The organism is Pedobacter heparinus DSM 2366, from assembly GCF_000023825.1.
In the GTDB taxonomy this organism is placed as follows: domain Bacteria; phylum Bacteroidota; class Bacteroidia; order Sphingobacteriales; family Sphingobacteriaceae; genus Pedobacter; species Pedobacter heparinus.
This window is the reverse complement of the sequence record NC_013061.1, coordinates 1034834-1052901: the sequence shown is the minus strand read 5'-3', so window position 1 is coordinate 1052901 and position 18068 is coordinate 1034834. Positions and strand designations below refer to the sequence as shown.

Here is an 18068-nt window from a genome sequence, read left to right as displayed (position 1 = left end):
GCGCTAATGTAAATTGCAGCCTAATTTAGTAATTTTCTTATATAACTGGACGGTTAGTCAGCGTTGATTGGATACTTTGCTGGTTAAACTTAATGGCAGCGTTTTCTATGAATATTGGGTAGACTAAAACAATTGCAAGGAACTTCGCCAGTCTTCCCGTTTAATTTCAAACCAATCGCAATCAATTTCTTCATGACTGAGCTGGCCGGTAATGACGAGGCCTGATTTTAACAAAGCATTTTTTGACGCCAGATTTTCTACATTGGCCATGGCATATACCGCATCAAGCTGCAATTCATTAAATGCATAAGTTAAACTTGCTCTGGCAGATGCTGTAGCAAAGCCTTGCCCCCAATACCTTCTAAGCAGCCGATATCCAACCTCATAAAAGTTAATATGGCCATTTACTTCTTCAGTCCTGAACTTTAAACCTCCCCACCCAACAAAATTATCTGTGCTTTTGTCAACAATGGCCCAACGGCCGATACCATAATCAAGATATTGTTGCCTGATGTATTTAATCTGGTTGATGGCCTGATCTATAGTTTGAATAGGAGACTTGCCTAAATAGGTATGCACTTCGGGGTCCGCATCCATTTCAAACATTGCCGGAGCATCGTTTATAGTAATCTCCCTTAAAATGATGCGGTCAGTTTCAACCATAATCCTGTCTGAGATCCCTTTTTCCATTTTTAATATTATTGACTATATAACACTACCAAATTTTCCCATTCCTCTTCAAGCGAAACCTGAGTGCTAGGCTGCCCTGCCCTGTTGTACCAGTAATCAGCATTCCAGAGGTCACCCTCCTTACGGTGCAGATATGCATGAACATGAGCCGCAGCTTTGTCTGTTAACTGGTCAATCAAATCATGCGCAGTTTTCCAATCTCCAGTTCCGTCATACCATAAAGCCTGCAGATGCAAAGCTAAACCCTCTGGCAATTGCCTGTTCATTATAGACTGTTTAAAATCAATTGCATCAATCATGTTCAAATTTAATATTTTAGATCATATTGTTGTACCAACGTACTCTTTTCCGTGATCTTCATTTATGATGTAATACCTTTCTGCTTCAGCGTCATCAAAAATTATTCGTCAGTTATCACTCATCTCAAAACATTGATTTTCGTCACAACATATTGCTATATATCAATACCTTACAAAAATAAATATCGCATTTTCTGTGGTTCGACAATTCAAATCTGTCTAGATTCACCTAAACTAATCTTATAATTTATGACAGAAAAGAATAGCCGTTACATTGATCCACTCACCGACTACGGATTTAAACGCTTGTTTGGAAACGAACCAGACAAAGACATTATGATCGAATTTTTAAATGCCCTGTTTGAAGGCGAAAAAATCGTCATCGACATCAGATACAGCCCCACCGAACATGCCGGAGAAGATGTCAAAGAAAAAAAGGTACTCTTCGATTTAACCTGTACCGGCGCCGACGGTGAGACTTTCATCATCGAGATGCAGCGGGCAGACCAGGAATTTTTCAGAGACAGGTGCGTGTTTTACATGTCACGGCTCATCAGCGCCCAGCTACCCAGGGGTACATCCAATTGGGATGTTCCGCTCAAAGAGGTTTACCTGATTGGTATTATGGAGTTCCAGTTTAACAACATCAACAGCAATTACCTGCACAACATTGCCCTCATGAACAGAGACACCGGTAAGGTTTTTTACAAAGGAATGGGCTATAAGTTTCTTGAATTACCTAACTTTGATAAAAAAGAAAGCGACTTGGTAACAGAGTTGGACAAATGGTTTTATTTGTTAAAGAACCTGAGCCATCTGGATAAAATTCCTGATTTTTTGGACAAAAGGGTGTTCCAGAAAATTTTTAAAATTGCGGAGATGAGTAAAATGACTAAAGAAGAACGTGAATTGTACGACTCAGATGTGAAAGCAAAATCTGATTGGAATGCGGGTATTCGTTACGCAGAAAAAAAGGCAAAGGAAGAAGGTAAGCTGGAAGAGAAATTGGAAATTGCACGCAATCTCAAGAGCAAAGCAATAGCTTTTGAAATAATAGCTGAAACGACTGGTCTTTCTATTGACGAAATAGAAAAATTATAAATTTTATAACAATCTGAATTCCATGGAATGATCCATGGAATTCAGATTACTAATTTTTTCTCATTTGGATGATATAAGTTCCATTTACTGGGGCAGGCTTATACGATCCATAATGTAACTTAGTTTACAAACTTCACGTTATAGGTTCCATCAGTAATTTTAACCATTTCACCGTTTGCTGTTTTAGCAGTTCCGGTAAATGATCCTTTTATACTTCCTCCGGCCACATAAGAAACCTCTGCTATGAAAAGATATATACCATCATTGTCGTAGTCAGTTGAAAATAACTTCCCCGCTTAATTGGTATATTCAATATAGTGCGACTGTGCAGAAATTACACTCATTCCAATATTTAGTCCCCTTACAAAACCAATGTAAGATTCTTCAGAATAAAACTTAAATAAGGGCTTGGCTCCAGCCTTACCACTGCCTAAAATAGTTAATGTTCTGGGTTTAATGATTTACTTTGGCTGGACTTGATTAAGTCCATGCCAGGAAAGGTGATTGCAAGCCTTTCGATAAAGATCAGGAAAAATATATTTTTATATTTACAGCATGTATCAGATATTGCTTCCTCTACATTCGTTGATCCGTTGGCTGGTGCTTATTTCTCTTCTTTTTGCCATTTACAGGGCATATTACGGAAGGTTCAAAAAACTGGATTTCTCTACTTTCGACAATACGATTATGCACATCGCTGTAAAAATTTTGCAGATTCAGTTTTGCATCGGTATTACTTTATATTTTATCAGTCCAATCGTCAGGTATTTTCTGAATAATTTTAAAACAGCAGTACACCTCAGGGAAATGAGGTTTTTTGGAATGGAACACATCACCATGATGACCATCGCAGTTTTCGTGATTACTATCGGAGCAGAGAAAGTCAGCAAAGCAAAAACTTCTGAACAAAAATATCGGATCATGGCCTTATGGTTTTCTATCGGATTGGTTCTGATCCTTTCTTCCATTCCCTGGTCATTTTCGCCACTAACAAGCCGCCCAGGGTTCAGGGCTTTTTAAAGTGGATCATTAAAATAGGCAGCTCCAATTCCCTTCCTTTAGTATTTCACCACCTTCAATTTTACCGAAGTCTCGCCTATAATAAAATAGGTATTTCCATTCTCTACCTTTACATGAAGCTGTGCAATAAGTTCTTTGGGTTTTGATCTTTCTGTAATTTCTACATATTGTTTAGCTGCAGAATATGTCCAGGAAATATCTTCCGAAGGAATAATTGTTTTATCAATAGGTACATTGGTCATTGGGAACTTAAATTTCCCATTACCATCATTATCAAATTTAAATAGTGTTTTTAACAGATTTGCCCTAACGATATTTAAAGCCTGTTTTTGACGGGCATTGGTACTTTCTGGCACGTAGGCATCTATCACTTTCCAGCTACCAATTAAGAAAGAAGCATCTTTTTGCGCTTTAGAACTCAGGCATAATGTCAGGAGTGCAAAAGTGATCAGGTATTTCATGCCATGAAGATAGCATATCTATGATGAATTATTTAAAAAAATGGGAAAATTATAAGACCAAAAGTAAACGAATATGCTGTTATCGAAGAAACGATTTCTCCAGAGGTATTAGATATCATGACCAATTGGATTGGGCGCATCTTATGAAGATATTGCTGTTATGGCTACCGTATTAAGGTAGTCTGTATTAAAAAAGAACAGCCGTTACATTGATCCACTCACCGATTATTCGGTAGCTTTTATTGACTTTGGTCCTCATGAGCTCTCCTGCGTCTCGGTTATTCGGTAGCTTTTATTGATTTTGGCAGGTACAGCCCTACCGACGTCGAGTATTTCACGTCATTTCGAGGAAAGCGAAGCGACGAGAAAACTCTTGAACTATGCAAATCCACGTTAAAGCATGCTCAAACAAGAGATCTCTCCTGTCGTCGAGATGACGTAATGACTGAAGATCATGGATAGAGGCGGCTGCATATACATCATGTCCAATCTTGCCAGAACAACATTTTATATCGGTGTCACTTCAGATTTATACGCCAGAATACAGGAGCACAAAACTAAAAAGTATCCCAATTCATTTACTGCAAAATATAAATTACATTTTTGCATTTACTATGAAATGCAGCCATCAATTGAAGAAGCAATAGCCAGAGAAAAAGAGGTCAAAAAATGGAGTAGAAGCAAGAAAATTAAACTGATAACTACATTGAACCCTAAATGGAATGACCTTTGGGAGGAGATACAGCAATGGTAACTTATTTACAGGCTACTTCAAGAGATCTCTCCTGTCGTCGAGAGGACGCTTCAGAAAACAAAAATGATTATAAATTTTTAAAATTGCGGAGATGAGTAAAATGACTAAAGAAGAACGTGAATTGTACGAATCAGATGTGAAAGCAAAATCTGATTGGAATGCGGGTATTCGTTACGCAGAAAAAAAGGCAAAGAAAGAGGGTAAGCTGGAAGGTAAGCTAGAAGGCAAGCTGGAAGAGAAATTGGAAATTGCCCGCAATCTCAAGAGCAAAGCAATAGCTTTTGAAATAATCGCTGAAACGACTGGTCTTTCTATTGACGAAATAGAAAAATTATAAATTTTATAACAATTGGAAAAACTTCAAATCGCATAACCAAGGAAACCAGCTTACTTTATCTCATCTTTAATATATTTTGTAAGCAAACTGGATGGCACGTTTTTGTTACCAAGCCGAAATATGTCCTTATCCCCGGCTACAATAAAACTTCTTTTGGCCCTGGATACTGCTACATTTAACATATTGGGCCCCATATCAAAAAAATAACCTGATTTTACATCACTGGTATATACCGGAGAAAAGATCACAATATCCTTTTCGGCTCCTTGTAAGGAATGTACAGTACCGTATTGAAATAATGAAGGCTGTAAGCCATTTAAATGCATGGCCTCTGTTAAAAACCTTTTCTGAGCGCTGAAAGGGGTAACGATTCCAACCAGATCATGGAGGGCTTTACGTTTAACTTTTTCAGGGCTTTTACTTTCTTTCAGCTCTTTACTGTAAATGAATTCAACGATTTTGCTTTCATTTGCTTTAAGCCATTTGATGATACCTTGCGCCTCTGCCCGGTTAAATCTGCTGGTACCAGACTTATCGGATTGCCCTGCAATTTTTAAAAAGCCCATGGGTGGCAGGAAGTCAGATTTTTCGTACCTCAGGCTGGAAAGCGGCTCCAACTGATTGTTGTAAACCAGCTCATTGCAAAACGCTATAATTTGGTTGAGGCAACGGCGGTGTTCTGTAAGCAACAGCCCCCGGTCCTTTTTGCTGTAGGCAAAACTGCAGCTCTTTTGAGCAAGTTTCATCAAACTTCCGTTTGAAGACATATAGCCTGAAGCCATCAATTGCTCAATTCTGTTGTTATCTCCTTTTGTTATCAACTGGTTTCTTAACAGGTTGCCTTCATCGGTACGTCCGTCAATATTCCAGACCGGTTCAATTTGATAGTTATCTCCTACTACCAATGCTTTCTTGGCCAGGCTAAAGGATGGGGCACCAACTTCCGGACTTACCTGCCCTGCTTCATCTACAATAAGCAGATCAATGAAATCGTATAAGTAGTCAATCTGCCTGGAAGGATATCTGGTATACTGCATCATTTTGGGCAGCATGTGAAATGTGGATACAAAGCAAGGTGTGAGCATGGCAAAACGGTGTAACCTGTTCATTGTACCAGCTTCTGTATTCTTCCAGTTAGAATCATCCTGAAGTGCCGATGAGGTTTCTTCAATCCACCTGGATTCCCAGTAATGTACGGCAAACAGGAAGTTCTGGTATCGGATTTTGGTATCCAGTTTATCCAGAAAGCGATCATCTTCGGTATAATCGTCTATATAAAAATATTCATTTTTAAGTCCTTCTGTTGAATTCAGCCATTTGAAGAAGGCTTTATAGTGTGAAAAAGCTTTTTTTATCTTTTCAGATTTACCTATTAAATTGGGTTGAAGCGTACTAAAGGAAGAAAAATCCCAGGTTGAGGTATCAAAAGAACAATCTGCAAATATGGATTCATAATATAATTTGCGTTGTGTTTTGACTGGTTTTAAAAAGGACAGCAACCAAAAATAAAAGGGTTCTTTCTGCCTGGCTTCCACAAGCTTTGTGATCAGCTTGCTGACATCCGAGATTTCCCTTTCAAAAAACTGGTCATTAACTCCTGAAAAGTCTTTCCCTTCGTATGCTGCAGCATCATAATCAACCAGCAAATGATAAACCGATTTGAACTGTTTCCAGACTTTAAGTCCTTCTGCAATCAGTTCAGATGATTTTTTAATCTGCTTTTGAAGGTATTTCTGCGAAGTGGTAATGTCGGTAAAATCAATGCCGCTGAAAGTTGACAGTTTTTCGAGGAACGAGGCTCTGGCGGTTTGCAGGTAAACTTCGTTCTCAATTTCAGTAAGTACGCTATCCCCTTTTTTAGAACTATGGTACATCCAGTTCCGCTCCTTCGATTTCTTAATCTTTTCGGGATCGCCGGAAACCATATATAAAGCAAATGAAGTGATATCTGGCAGCCATCTTTGTTCAAGCAAAGTTCCGGAATTGCCTTTGGAAAAGCTGTCAATGATATTCGTAATGGCCTGGTTGTTGGTAGAACTGGCCACGGTGATCAGCGGGTTTTGCCCGGTCATGGCAGACTTAACGAAATTATCGGCAATAACAGATTGGATCAATGTGGTTTTTCCTGTTCCGGGAGGGCCATTGACAGCCAATATTTCACCGTGTTTCAGATCAAGGTTATGGGCCAGACTTTTACGTTGCGATGGTGATAAACCAAAACCATTGTTCATTTGCCCCAGGTGGCCTGCTGATCTGTTAAAAACTTCATCTTTTGTGTATTGCTGGTTAAGAACGGGGCGTGCTTCTTTAATGATTGTTTTCAACAGCCTTGGAAAGCTGGATTGTTTGATCAGGCTTCTGTACAGCTCAAGAATATGATGTGATGTGCCTTTAACCACTTCATCGGGTATAAAAACCCATTGGTATTTTACTTCAAAGAATTCCTGGGCTTTAAAATCCTGGATGTCTGTGCCGGTAATATAATTGAAAATTTTATTGAGCGATTGATGGTATACTTTCCAGGTATCGGTGCTCAATTCTACTTTGGCTAGTGCCTCGTCTACCTGATCTACATTTGAAAATACAATATCCCTGTAAGAAACGGGGTCTAATATCTTTCTTGGGATCAGGGGATACATGTCTTGCCTGGGTTTCAGTTCATTTTCAGAACTCAGCAGTGCAGGTATCCAGAAAGGTGATATTTCTTCTTCGTTGGCTTTGGGAATGGCATGGTTTAACCGCGGAACAAGTGACAATGGCGAGATGAGTATTTCTTTATCCAGAACCTGGCCTTCTTTAAGGGCTTCCAGTTCATTTTTTGGCCAAAGTTCTTTAAATAGTTGATCAGGAAGCGTTGCTTGCTCAAAGTTATAAGCTTCAGTTTTGTATTTGGCATCTATTTTTGAAACATCTACATTGATGCTTTCAGCATCGGCCAAACTATCACGCCAGTATTTAATCCATTTTAATATGTCCATTCATCTTGCGTTAGGGATTCTTATCTAATGCAAAATAAGAAATGATTTGAGTTTCTGCTCTATCGATGGTTTTAGACTGTTGATATGTAGTGTTTATTCCATCCCTCTCGTTTATATAAAAAAACCATTCAACCATGAAGAATTAGTTACCTATACAAATAATCCTCAACCGGTCATTTACAGGTACAAAGTTTCTGCTAAAGATCTGGAGCTAAATCCCCCTTGCATTGAAGGCTGTGGCTTTAAATTTAAGCGAAAGTGACCTTATGCGGTATTATTGACTATATAACACTACCAAATTTTCCCACTCCTCTTCAAGTGAAACCTGAGCGCTAGGCTTCCCTGCCCTGTTGTACCAGTAATCAGCGTTCCAGAGGTCACCCTCCTTACGGTAAAACCTACTCTTTTCCGTGATCTTCATTTATGATGGAATACCTTTCTGCTTCAGCGTCATCAAAAATTATTCGTCAGTTATCACTCATCTCATGGTTGCTGCCCCGGGTTAGCGTCAATTGTAAATTTTTAAATAAATTATAAAAATGATAAAACGTTTGATTTTCTTAATTTTGACGCATGGAAACAGGAATCCCCGGATTGAGCTGGGACGAGTTGAAGCTCAAAGGTTTTAAGGTACATGAGCTATCGGCCTCGGTAGATGTGCCGGTCAGGACAGGCCGGCGCGACTTTTACAAAATGGGCCTGGTATATGGTGACATGACGATAGATCAGGATGGCCGGTTAGTTGAGGTTAAAGGTGCCTTCCTCATTTTTGTGAATCCAGCTGTACCTCATTCCATTGTTCGCCGCATCAATCGGATCAGCGGCTATGCCTGCATATTTACCGAAAGCTTTATCAGCAGCCGGGAAATGAAGGACTCACCACTATTCCGTGTGGGTGATAGCCCGGTAATTCCGCTTGATAGCGACGAGGCGCTATTTATGCAAGGAATCTTTCATAAAATGCTGACGGCCTATAATGGCGATTATCCTCATAAAGGGGATTTGATCAAGAGCTGCATCGCATTAGTGATTCACGAAGCGTTGCGGTTACAGCCATCGCAACAAACCACGCCTTTAAGAAATGGCACGGGCCGCATCACACACCTTTTTATGGACCTCTTGGAAAGGCAATTCCCGATCGAGCGCAGCAATGATCCGCTTAGGTATCGAAACCCACAGGCCTTTGCAAAAGTACTTGCTGTCCATGTTAACTATCTTAACCGCGCTGTAAAGGAGGTGACGGGTAAACCTACCTCAACACATATCGCAGCTCGCATCACAGCAGAAGCAAAAGCGCTCTTAAAGCATACCGACTGGAACGTTGCCGACATTGCTTATGCTTTAGGTTTTGAATACCCGGCTTATTTTAACAACTACTTTAAACGTGTTACCGGAACCACACCCAATTCTTTTAGGAAAGTTTGAAAATCATAGTTATTGGTTTGATTGTTGTTAACATGGTGTATGTTTTAACCGGAGCTTTGTTTCATGAAGATTTTAGTTACAGGAGCAACAGGAAAGGTTGGGAGCAGGTTTGTTCCCCGCCTTATAGCGAAAGGTTATGACGTTACGATATTGGTTAGGGATGCGGCCAAAACATTACCGGGAGCCAAAGTGGTGGTGGGCGATCTATATGACGCCAACACGCTGCCACCTGCGGTTGCAGGTATGGATGCGGTTATTCACTTAGCCGCCTTATTCCGTACCTTCACGGATAATGAAGGCATCGTTAAGACCAATCATACCGGCACGGTGGCTTTGGCACAGGCTGCGATGGCAGCAGGTGTTAAACGATTCATTTTTGTGAGCACCAGCAATGTATATGGTTCAGGATATGGCCATCCCGCCAGAGAAGACGATAGCGTCAATATCAATGATCCCAGGCCTTACTCTTCCAGCAAGATCGCAGCCGAACAAGCATTGCTGAAACTTGATCTTGATGTGCGCGTATTGCGTTTGGGTTTTGTCTATGGCGACAAGGATCCGCATATTGAAGAGATCATACCCATATTGAAAAACTGGGGACGCCACTCTGGTTCGAGAATGCACATGGTACATCACCTGGATGTAGCACAGGGCCTGTTTTTATTATTACAACAGGATAATCTCAACGGCGAAATATTTAACATCGTAGATGACGCGCCCATCACCTTATATGAGTTAGCTGATTCCGTTGGAAAAGCGGCCGAAATCTATGATGGTAACGAAGGGCCGCTGGCCGATCCATTCGAGGGAATCATGGATATTTCCAAACTTCGAAAAATTGGCTTCAGGCCTTTGGTACCCAGCTTTTATGTAGCCCGGGATCTGGATATTTTGTAAGGTCCACTAACCGACCAAGTACAGGTATACAAACTGCTATAACAATCCAAATAGCTTTCTGACCTCGGTTTAAAGATTTATTCTTTACAATATTGGCAATTCCATAAATCATATAACTGATTAATAATAGGCTAATGATGATATTCAACATAGTCTAGATTTGACTATCATTACCTGCCACACACCTGAACCCTACTGTTGCAGAGCAGTCTTTATTACCATAACCCTGGCGCCAGGTATGATGATGATTTGCCGCGGGGCCGCTCACCTTACCTCCACGAATAACTATACTATCAGCGCTGTATGCCTTCAGGCTTCTATGCTGATAATTATATCTTTTACCAGATAAAAGTAATTCCTTTACGCGTTCTGCTCGCTCAGCATAAGCATCCTTCTTCCATTGATCTACACAAAACTCCGAAACACTACCATCCATATCTTGCAAGCCAACACCATTTTTAGCGGCATATTCCCATTCTGCTTCCACGGGCAGGCGCTTACCCTTCCATTTTGCATAAGCTTTGGCAGCATACCAGCATACGTAAACTACCGGCTGGTCTTCTGTTCCCTTTTTATAGCTGTCCAAATCCCATTCCTTCAGGTAATTACCATTATGGAAACTATCAGAAATATAACGTTTAGCCCAATCCGGATTCGCATCTATAAATTTTTTAAAATCGGCATTGGTAACCTCATGCTTATCCATATAAAAAGAGCGTACCATTGTTTTATTAGCCGGAAATTCCTGCGAGAATGAAGACGCAGGTACATTTAATTTAGCAACCAGATCCTTTAGCTGGCTACTATCCAATCCCATATAAAAAGTTCCACCTTTAACCAATACCATCCCCTTTTTTGATATTGCGTGCTGGTCGATATGTGTCGTGTCTATAAATGCCGACAAGCTTGCCAAACAAAGAAAACAACTGAGCAGTACTAATAAAGAAAGATTTTTCATGAAGGAGTAGCGTCTTGGTTATCTGATTAATTCAAATTTTAAGAATTTAATTCAAAAAACAAAATAATTGAAAATTATTTAGCTAATAATTCAATAATAGATAAATGAATCGATGATGAGGTATGCTACCCTCTGCGTTTACAGCATCAAATTTTTGAATTCTGCTCCAGAATTCCGAAATAAACCTCAAAGCATTAATCATAAAGAAATATTAAATCATTAAAGTGTATTTTAACTTGTAAATACGATAGAAATGATTTACTTTTGCTTAAAACAATCTAGTCATGCGCAGAGAAGATGCTACAGAAGATCTGCTTGCCGAACCTGTTGTTGTTTACAGCAAAGGCCAGGACGGCAGGCCTTATTTTATTGATCCGCTGGAAGACCTGGGCTTCAAACGCCTGTTTAGTGCCGAGCAGAACAAAGACATTACCATAACTTTCCTGAACCATGTACTCAAAGGAAAACGTGAGGTTGTATCGCTCGAATTTCTAAAGAACGAATATCCCGGCGAAACCCAGGAAGAAGGCGGAGTGATAATTGATATCGTATGCAAAGACCAGATTGGGGCTTTCTTTCTGGTCGAAATGCAAAAAAGCTGGAATCAAAACTTTAAGGAACGATCCCTGTTTTATGCCTCCAGGCTTATTACCGAACAGGCGCCACACGGCAATCGCAAAGAATGGGCATACTCCCTGAAAGATGTATATGTAATTGCATTGCTTGAAAAATTTACTATTAATGCCGGAAACAAAGGTAAATGGCTGCATGATATAGCACTAGTCAATACAGATACAGGAAAGGTATTTAACGAAAGATTGCGTTTTACCTACATTGAACTGCTCAGCTTTAAAAAAACAGAAAACCAGCTGGAAACCGACCTGGAAAAATGGATTTACGCCCTCAAAAACCTGAAACATTTAAAACAGGCACCTGCTGCATTTACAGAGCCCCAATTGCTCCAGTTTTGCCAGGCTGCCAGATACATTAACTTAACAAAGGAGGAAAAGAATATGATTAGTGCAAAAACTAAAGCCCGCTGGGATTACTACTATGCAATTGACGGGGCAAAGATAATGGGGCGCGAAGAGGGAGAAACCAGAGGAGCTCATCAAAAAGCAGCGCAAATAGCCATCAAGCTTAAAAACAAAGGAGTTCCATTTACAGAAATCCAGGAACTAACCGAACTCAGCATTACAGAAATAAAAAATCTGTAAATTAGGTCTTAAGGGGTATAAACTTTCCTGCTTATACCACTTTCTATTAAAGGAAAATGTTTTATTTATTTGTTACAACCAATCCATTTGACATTCTCTCCTTGTTTTCAAGGTGCCATTTTGGCTCCTTAAAAAATCATACTCTTCAGAGGCTTATAACATCTCAGAAGTTTACCTGCTGGCCTTCCTGGAAAACTTTAACCTCCCCGACACCCCCAGATATGAATACCTGCAGGATATATGCCTGGCCAACAGGCATACAGGAAAAATATTTTACGATAAACTCAGCTTTATATTTATAGAGATGCTTAACTTTGTGAAGAAGCCTCATGAACTGCATACAGAACTGGATAAATGGTTATATGCATTAAAACATTTAACAGAATTTAAACAGCGTCCTGCATATTTATCCGGCCCGGAATTTGATCAGTTTTTTGCATTAGCTAAATACGCCAACCTGACTAAGGAGGAAAGAGATATGTACAATACAAGTTTAAAGCAGAAATGGGACAGTAAAAATGTGTTGGATTATGCTGTAGAAGAAGCAAAACACAAAAAAGTTATTGAAGTTGCAACAGCTTTATTAGCAAAGAACATTGATCTCAACATCATTTCTGAAGCAACAGGCTTAAGTCAAGAAGAAATCCAGGCCCTTCAAAAGTAAAAACCATACATTAAACAGCCAAACTTATATAAATTGGGATTGGGAAAAACAACCCAACTCTATCGTTTGGAATAAACTTGAAAATAGAACTACCTTTAATTATGATTCCCTAAACCGGTAAGCGGTTCAGTTCTATATCATCCGGTGTAACAAAAATAAGTGGTACCTTTTCTACATCAACATAACTGGAATCCAGGCCAAAACTCCTCTCTTCCGAAAGGCTTAAGCGTTTTAGTATGAAATAATAATCCATGATGGTACGCTCATAAAGGCTCAGCTTAGAGAACTTGGACAAATGTTTTTCCAACAGTACAAACCTGAAATCGCCTGCAATTTTATGCTTGTTTAATGAGGTGTACTGGCTGGTAATGTCTACTTCTCCATTTTTAACCAGTTCTTCAATCACTTTTCTATACAAAAGGTTAACCCGCTGCTCTACCCTGAAACCCAGTTTAAAATCGATACGGATCAGTTTACCAGGGATCAGAAATTCAACTTTATAATCTCTTGTAAAAGGCTCATCAACCACATCAACGTGTACCAGCCAATATACATCAGCCCTTTTTGGTTCTTTCTGAATGATGGAATAAATGATCTTAGATTCAATTTCTGTTTTAAAATTGGCACTGGTCAGGTAAACCAGCTGAGAGGAATATTTTGGAACAGAAATGTCTTCACTCAATTCTTTAATGATCTGGTAATAGTCTTCAATCTCCACATATTTAACAAACCTGTTTTTAATTTTCCGGGATACATACCAGCTCCACATTACGGTAAACAGTGCAGAACCAATTAAAACAGTTACCCAGCCACCATGAAGGAACTTAGCCATGTTACCTACTAAAAATGTCATTTCGAGCAGTACATAGATGAACAGGAAAATGCCAATAACGTATACCGGTACCTTTTTGCGTTTCATGTACGCAGCGATCAATATAGTGGTAGAGAGGAAAGTGAGGTTAATGGCCAAACCATAAGCCCCCTCCATTGCGCCTGAATTTTTGAAGATTAAAACTATGGCAATACATCCTGCCCAGAGGATCCAGTTGATGGATGGTACATAGATCTGCCCTTTTTGGTTACTTGGATAGTTGATCCGTACTTTGGGCCATAGGTTTAATCTTACCGCTTCAGAGATCAGGGTAAAGGAACCTGTGATCATGGCCTGGCTGGCAATTACTGCAGCCACAGTAGCAAGCGCAACCATAAACAACAGATAAGAAGGTGGGACTATCTCGAAAAAGGGGTTTAAACCCGTATCATAATTGCCATGATGTAAAATCCATACACCTTGTCCCAGGTAATTCAGGATCAGCATGATCTTAACAAAGATCCAGCTTACCCTGATGTTGGAGCGGCCACAATGCCCCATATCTGAATAGAGTGCCTCGGCTCCTGTAGTACATAAAAATACACCACCCAAAATGAGCATGGCCATAGGATTGTTTACCAGTAAATTAAATGCATAATATGGGTTAAGGGCTTTAAAAATGCTAAAATCCTGCACCACAAATAAGATACCTACCAATCCCAGTGCACCAAACCAGAGAAACATGATGGGGCCAAAAAGCTTTCCAACCAGGTTGGTACCAAACTGCTGTATTACAAACAGTCCAGTAATGATGGCCAGTACAATAGGAATAACACTTACTGTAGGAAATTTTAACTGCAAACCCTCTATGGCCGAAGTTACGGTAATACTTGGGGTGATAATTCCATCTGCCAATAAGGCACATCCACCAACGACGGCAGGGATGACCAGCCATTTGGCGTTTTTACGCACCAGGGAATACAATGAAAATATACCACCCTCACCTTTATTATCGGCCCTTAATGTAATAACAACATACTTAATGGTGGTTTGGAGGGTGAGTGTCCAGATGATGCAGGAAAGCGCGCCAAGAACCAGATCGGATGTAACCTCCTGCCCGCCCCCTACTACTGAATTGAAAATTGCTTTGAGGGTATAGAGTGGTGAAGTACCAATATCGCCATATACTATACCTAAACTTACTAATAATCCACCGGCGGAAAGCGTGTTAAAATTCTTATGACTCGACACTATTTTATAATATAATTGACACTATTTAACAAAACCATCGCGTTTTTGTTCTTAAAAATGATTAGATTACCATCAAAATCAGAGCGCAAAAGTACAGTAAATAAATAAAATTCAGCCTATTAATATTTAAGAAGAAATTTAACAGCAGAAACCATTAAAAAAAACAATAAGGCTATTAAACGGTTAAACATGTTAAATATTGTTAAATATTAAATTAGTATCTAAAATCATTGACTTTTTAATTTTATTATTTATATTTTTGGCTACCAAACATGAAGATACAACGAAAAATAGCGCATCTCCTGAATATTTCCTGCTTAATAAGCATGAGTGTTTTGTGCAGCGTTAGTGTTTTCGGTCAGCGGACAGACAGTTCAACCACCAGTATCAGGGCAAAAAAAATCAATAAAACCCCTCAGATTAAAGCCAGTGTACCCACTTATAAGCCTAAATATGCCGTAGGATACCTGCAATACAATGATTTAATTTCTGGCAATAAGAGTTTAACCAATCCTAAACAGGAAAAGATACTTACAGTTTTAAAAGTTTATCCTAACCCGGTTGATGATCAGATCAACCTGATCTTGCGTATAGACAGGGAATCCAACCTTTCTGTAAAAATCATGGACCTGCTGGGCAATGAAGTGGTCACACTTTCTAACGAACGGATTCCTGCAGGTGAGCAAACCAAAAGTTATACCATTCCAAACCGTTTAAACAGCGGTATATATTTTCTAAAAATCATGTCCGGCGCAGAAACAGTTGTAAAACGAATCTCAGTTTTATAATTATTTTTGTAATGTCATGCTATCATGGCTTAATCCTTGTTAGCTATTTCATATAAAATACCGATCCCGCATGAAGATAATTGCCATAGGACGCAACTACGCAGAACACGCCAAAGAATTAAATAACCCCATACCCGATCAGCCGGTTATATTTTTAAAACCCGACACCGCCGTTTTAAAAGACAACAAACCTTTTTACATTCCCGATTTCTCTTCCGACATCCATTACGAGATTGAAGTGGTATTAAAGATAGCAAAAGAAGGAAAGCACATTGCTGAAAAATTTGCGCACAAGTATTATGAAGAACTGGGTTTGGGTATAGATTTTACCGCCCGGGATATCCAAAGTGCACATAAAGCAAAAGGATTGCCCTGGGAACTGGCCAAGGCATTCGACCATTCAGCAGCCATCAGCAATTTTATTCCTAAAACAGCCATTAAAGATCTCTCTGACCTTTCCTTTACCTTAAACATTAACGGAGAACCCCGGCAAAATGGCAATACCAGGGATATTTTATTCTCCTTTGAAAAAATAATCGCTTTTGTATCCCGATACATTACCCTTAAAAAGGGAGACCTGATTTTTACCGGTACCCCGGAAGGGGTTGGCCAGGTTAAACCAGGTGATAAACTGGAAGGCTGGCTGCAGGGCCAACAACTACTTAATTTTGATATAAAATAGTGCTTTAATGATTAAAAGAAATATAATTATTGCATTTATCGTTTTATTTTCAATAAACGCATACAGTCAGCAAATCTTTAGTGGCAGCAAATATCCGCTGGTAGATTTCAGGTCGCCCCTAGACATTGTACCACCCGCCCTGGCAGGCTCTTTTGGCGAATTACGGGCCAATCATTTCCATTCGGGAATGGATTACCGCACCAACCAGCGCGAAGGCTATCCGGTATATGCGATAGCCGATGGCTATATCTCACGCTTGCGTGTACAGAACAGTGGCTTTGGTTTGGCCTTATACATTAACCATCCAAATGGTTTTACTTCAGTTTACGGACATTTACAACGTTTTAACCCTAAAATAGCCCAGCAGGTAAAAGCCATCCAGTATCAGAAAAAATCATACGAAATAGATGAGTTTCCAAATTCCATACAAATACCGGTACGGAAAGGAGATGTAATTGCCTATACCGGCAATACCGGAAGCTCGGGTGGCCCCCACCTGCATTTCGAGATCAGGGACACCAAAACAGAAGCCACCATCAACCCGCTGCTATTTGGACTGGAAATACCCGACAACATCTCTCCGGTTATCTATTCCATGTATGTATATCGCTTAAACAAAAGGCCCTTTAACGAGTTTATTCCGAAACAATACTTTCAGGTTATTGGCGGGGCAGGCACTTACCACCTGAATAAAGTGAGCACCATTAATTTAAGTGGCGAAGTGGGCTTTGGCATCATTACTACCGATAAGCACAATGGTGCATCAGGAACCAATGGTGTATATTCCATAGAACTTGAACTGGATGGCAAGCTGGTTTACGTATCCGCCCTTGAAAAATTTTCTTTTGAGAACAGTAAAGCCATTAATTCACATATAGACTATCCTACTTATCTGAATACCAAACGAAGCATACAAAAAAGCTTTGTAGACCCTGGTAATCCCCTTAAAATTTACAGCAACCTGGTTAACAATGGCCGCATCGAATTTACCGACGGGGCCTTGCACAAATTAAAATATACAGTTACCGATGGGGCAGGCAATAAAAGCACCCTGGCCTTTAATGTACAGGCAAACGCTGCTGCAGTGATCAATGTACCGGAACCTGCTGCCGGCTCCCTAAGCTTTTCTTATGCAAATCAAAACGAGTTTAACAATGATGCAGTTAAGGTAATTATCCCTAAAGGCAGTTTATACAACGACCTGAATTTTGTATATAAACGTTTGCCAAAGCCACCGGGCAATGCTTATTCTGAAGTACACCAAATCCACAATACGCTTACACCACTGCACTCAGGTTTCGAGCTCTGGATTAAGGCTGACAGTGCTTTAAACAAATACAAGGAAAAGGCGCTGATTGTGAATACAGGCAGATCGTCGCAGGGCGGTTATTTTGAAAATGGGTATGTTAAAGCAAAACCACGCAATTTTGGAAGCTTTTTTATTGCGATAGACACCATTCCACCTACCATTATACCTGTAAATATTGCCGATGGCAAAAGCATGGCCGGTATTGGCAAAATGTCTTTCAAAATAAGGGATAACCTTTCGGGTATTAAAAGCTTTAATGGCTATATTGACGGCAAATGGATATTAATGGAATTTGATACCAAAACCGCTTCCTTATGGCATACTTTTGACGACAGGACACCTCCTGGAAAACATACCCTGGAGGTAATTGTTACTGATATGAAAGATAACAACAAGAATTATACAATTACTTTTTATAGATAAAAA

At 39.7% G+C, this 18068-nt stretch carries 17 protein-coding genes; 11 read left to right on the top strand and 6 right to left on the bottom strand.

All coding sequences use genetic code 11. From position 1 onward, the window contains the following. Positions 1-123: 123 nt before the first annotated feature. Entirely contained in the window at positions 124-690 is a 567-nt protein-coding gene (locus PHEP_RS04510) for a GNAT family N-acetyltransferase (RefSeq protein WP_012781066.1), read from the bottom strand. An 8-nt stretch (positions 691-698) separates the two neighbouring features. Next, positions 699-989, bottom strand: coding sequence for a hypothetical protein (locus tag PHEP_RS04505; protein WP_012781065.1), 291 nt, complete (start codon positions 987-989; stop codon positions 699-701). 249 nt (positions 990-1238) lie between these two features. Between PHEP_RS04505 and PHEP_RS04500 the strand changes: the two genes are divergently transcribed. After that, positions 1239-2090, top strand: a complete 852-nt coding sequence (locus PHEP_RS04500; protein ID WP_012781064.1) for an Rpn family recombination-promoting nuclease/putative transposase — start codon at positions 1239-1241, stop codon at positions 2088-2090. Positions 2091-2645: 555 nt separating this feature from the next. Continuing rightward, on the top strand, positions 2646-3110 hold the full coding sequence (locus tag PHEP_RS04495; RefSeq protein ID WP_012781063.1) for a hypothetical protein: 465 nt from the start codon (positions 2646-2648) through the stop codon (positions 3108-3110). A gap of 38 nt (positions 3111-3148) precedes the next feature. Here the strand turns inward: PHEP_RS04495 and PHEP_RS04490 are convergent, their stop codons facing one another. Continuing rightward, positions 3149-3571 carry a hypothetical protein gene (locus PHEP_RS04490; RefSeq protein ID WP_012781062.1) on the bottom strand — a complete coding sequence of 141 codons (423 nt, stop codon included), beginning with the start codon at positions 3569-3571 and terminating at the stop codon, positions 3149-3151. Positions 3572-4025: 454 nt separating this feature from the next. Here PHEP_RS04490 and PHEP_RS04485 point away from each other — a divergent pair, with 454 nt between their 5' ends. Next, positions 4026-4325 (top strand): GIY-YIG nuclease family protein, encoded by a 300-nt coding sequence (locus tag PHEP_RS04485; protein WP_012781061.1) that lies wholly within the window; start codon positions 4026-4028, stop codon positions 4323-4325. Between the two features lie 91 nt (positions 4326-4416). Continuing rightward, positions 4417-4662: a hypothetical protein gene (locus tag PHEP_RS04480; protein WP_012781060.1), complete on the top strand. Its 246-nt coding sequence runs from the start codon at positions 4417-4419 to the stop codon at positions 4660-4662. 50 nt (positions 4663-4712) lie between these two features. Here PHEP_RS04480 and PHEP_RS04475 read toward each other — a convergent pair whose 3' ends face one another. After that, on the bottom strand, positions 4713-7640 hold the full coding sequence (locus PHEP_RS04475) for an AAA domain-containing protein (protein WP_012781059.1): 2928 nt from the start codon (positions 7638-7640) through the stop codon (positions 4713-4715). Between the two features lie 573 nt (positions 7641-8213). Between PHEP_RS04475 and PHEP_RS04470 the strand changes: the two genes are divergently transcribed. Next, positions 8214-9065 (top strand): helix-turn-helix domain-containing protein, encoded by an 852-nt coding sequence (locus PHEP_RS04470; RefSeq protein WP_012781056.1) that lies wholly within the window; start codon positions 8214-8216, stop codon positions 9063-9065. A 63-nt stretch (positions 9066-9128) separates the two neighbouring features. Beyond that, positions 9129-9962, top strand: coding sequence for an NAD-dependent epimerase/dehydratase family protein (locus PHEP_RS04465; protein ID WP_012781055.1), 834 nt, complete (start codon positions 9129-9131; stop codon positions 9960-9962). A 154-nt stretch (positions 9963-10116) separates the two neighbouring features. Here PHEP_RS04465 and PHEP_RS21425 read toward each other — a convergent pair whose 3' ends face one another. After that, positions 10117-10920, bottom strand: a complete 804-nt coding sequence (locus PHEP_RS21425) for a formylglycine-generating enzyme family protein (protein ID WP_012781053.1) — start codon at positions 10918-10920, stop codon at positions 10117-10119. Positions 10921-11204: 284 nt separating this feature from the next. Here PHEP_RS21425 and PHEP_RS04455 point away from each other — a divergent pair, with 284 nt between their 5' ends. Together PHEP_RS04455 and PHEP_RS04450 are read left to right on the top strand one after the other, a co-directional pair. After that, positions 11205-12137, top strand: a complete 933-nt coding sequence (locus PHEP_RS04455; RefSeq protein ID WP_012781052.1) for an Rpn family recombination-promoting nuclease/putative transposase — start codon at positions 11205-11207, stop codon at positions 12135-12137. A gap of 112 nt (positions 12138-12249) precedes the next feature. Continuing rightward, positions 12250-12801 (top strand): PD-(D/E)XK nuclease family transposase, encoded by a 552-nt coding sequence (locus PHEP_RS04450; protein WP_012781051.1) that lies wholly within the window; start codon positions 12250-12252, stop codon positions 12799-12801. 109 nt (positions 12802-12910) lie between these two features. Here the strand turns inward: PHEP_RS04450 and PHEP_RS04445 are convergent, their stop codons facing one another. Continuing rightward, complete coding sequence (locus PHEP_RS04445; RefSeq protein ID WP_012781050.1) at positions 12911-14863, bottom strand: KUP/HAK/KT family potassium transporter; 1953 nt, start codon at positions 14861-14863, stop codon at positions 12911-12913. Positions 14864-15135: 272 nt separating this feature from the next. Here PHEP_RS04445 and PHEP_RS04440 point away from each other — a divergent pair, with 272 nt between their 5' ends. The 3 genes from PHEP_RS04440 to PHEP_RS04430 all read left to right on the top strand — a co-directional run bounded on the left by PHEP_RS04440 (position 15136) and on the right by PHEP_RS04430 (position 18065). Next, positions 15136-15651 carry a T9SS type A sorting domain-containing protein gene (locus tag PHEP_RS04440; protein WP_143715689.1) on the top strand — a complete coding sequence of 172 codons (516 nt, stop codon included), beginning with the start codon at positions 15136-15138 and terminating at the stop codon, positions 15649-15651. 70 nt (positions 15652-15721) lie between these two features. After that, positions 15722-16333 carry a fumarylacetoacetate hydrolase family protein gene (locus PHEP_RS04435; RefSeq protein ID WP_012781048.1) on the top strand — a complete coding sequence of 204 codons (612 nt, stop codon included), beginning with the start codon at positions 15722-15724 and terminating at the stop codon, positions 16331-16333. 7 nt (positions 16334-16340) lie between these two features. Beyond that, on the top strand, positions 16341-18065 hold the full coding sequence (locus PHEP_RS04430; RefSeq protein ID WP_012781047.1) for a M23 family metallopeptidase: 1725 nt from the start codon (positions 16341-16343) through the stop codon (positions 18063-18065). Positions 18066-18068: the final 3 nt, after the last annotated feature.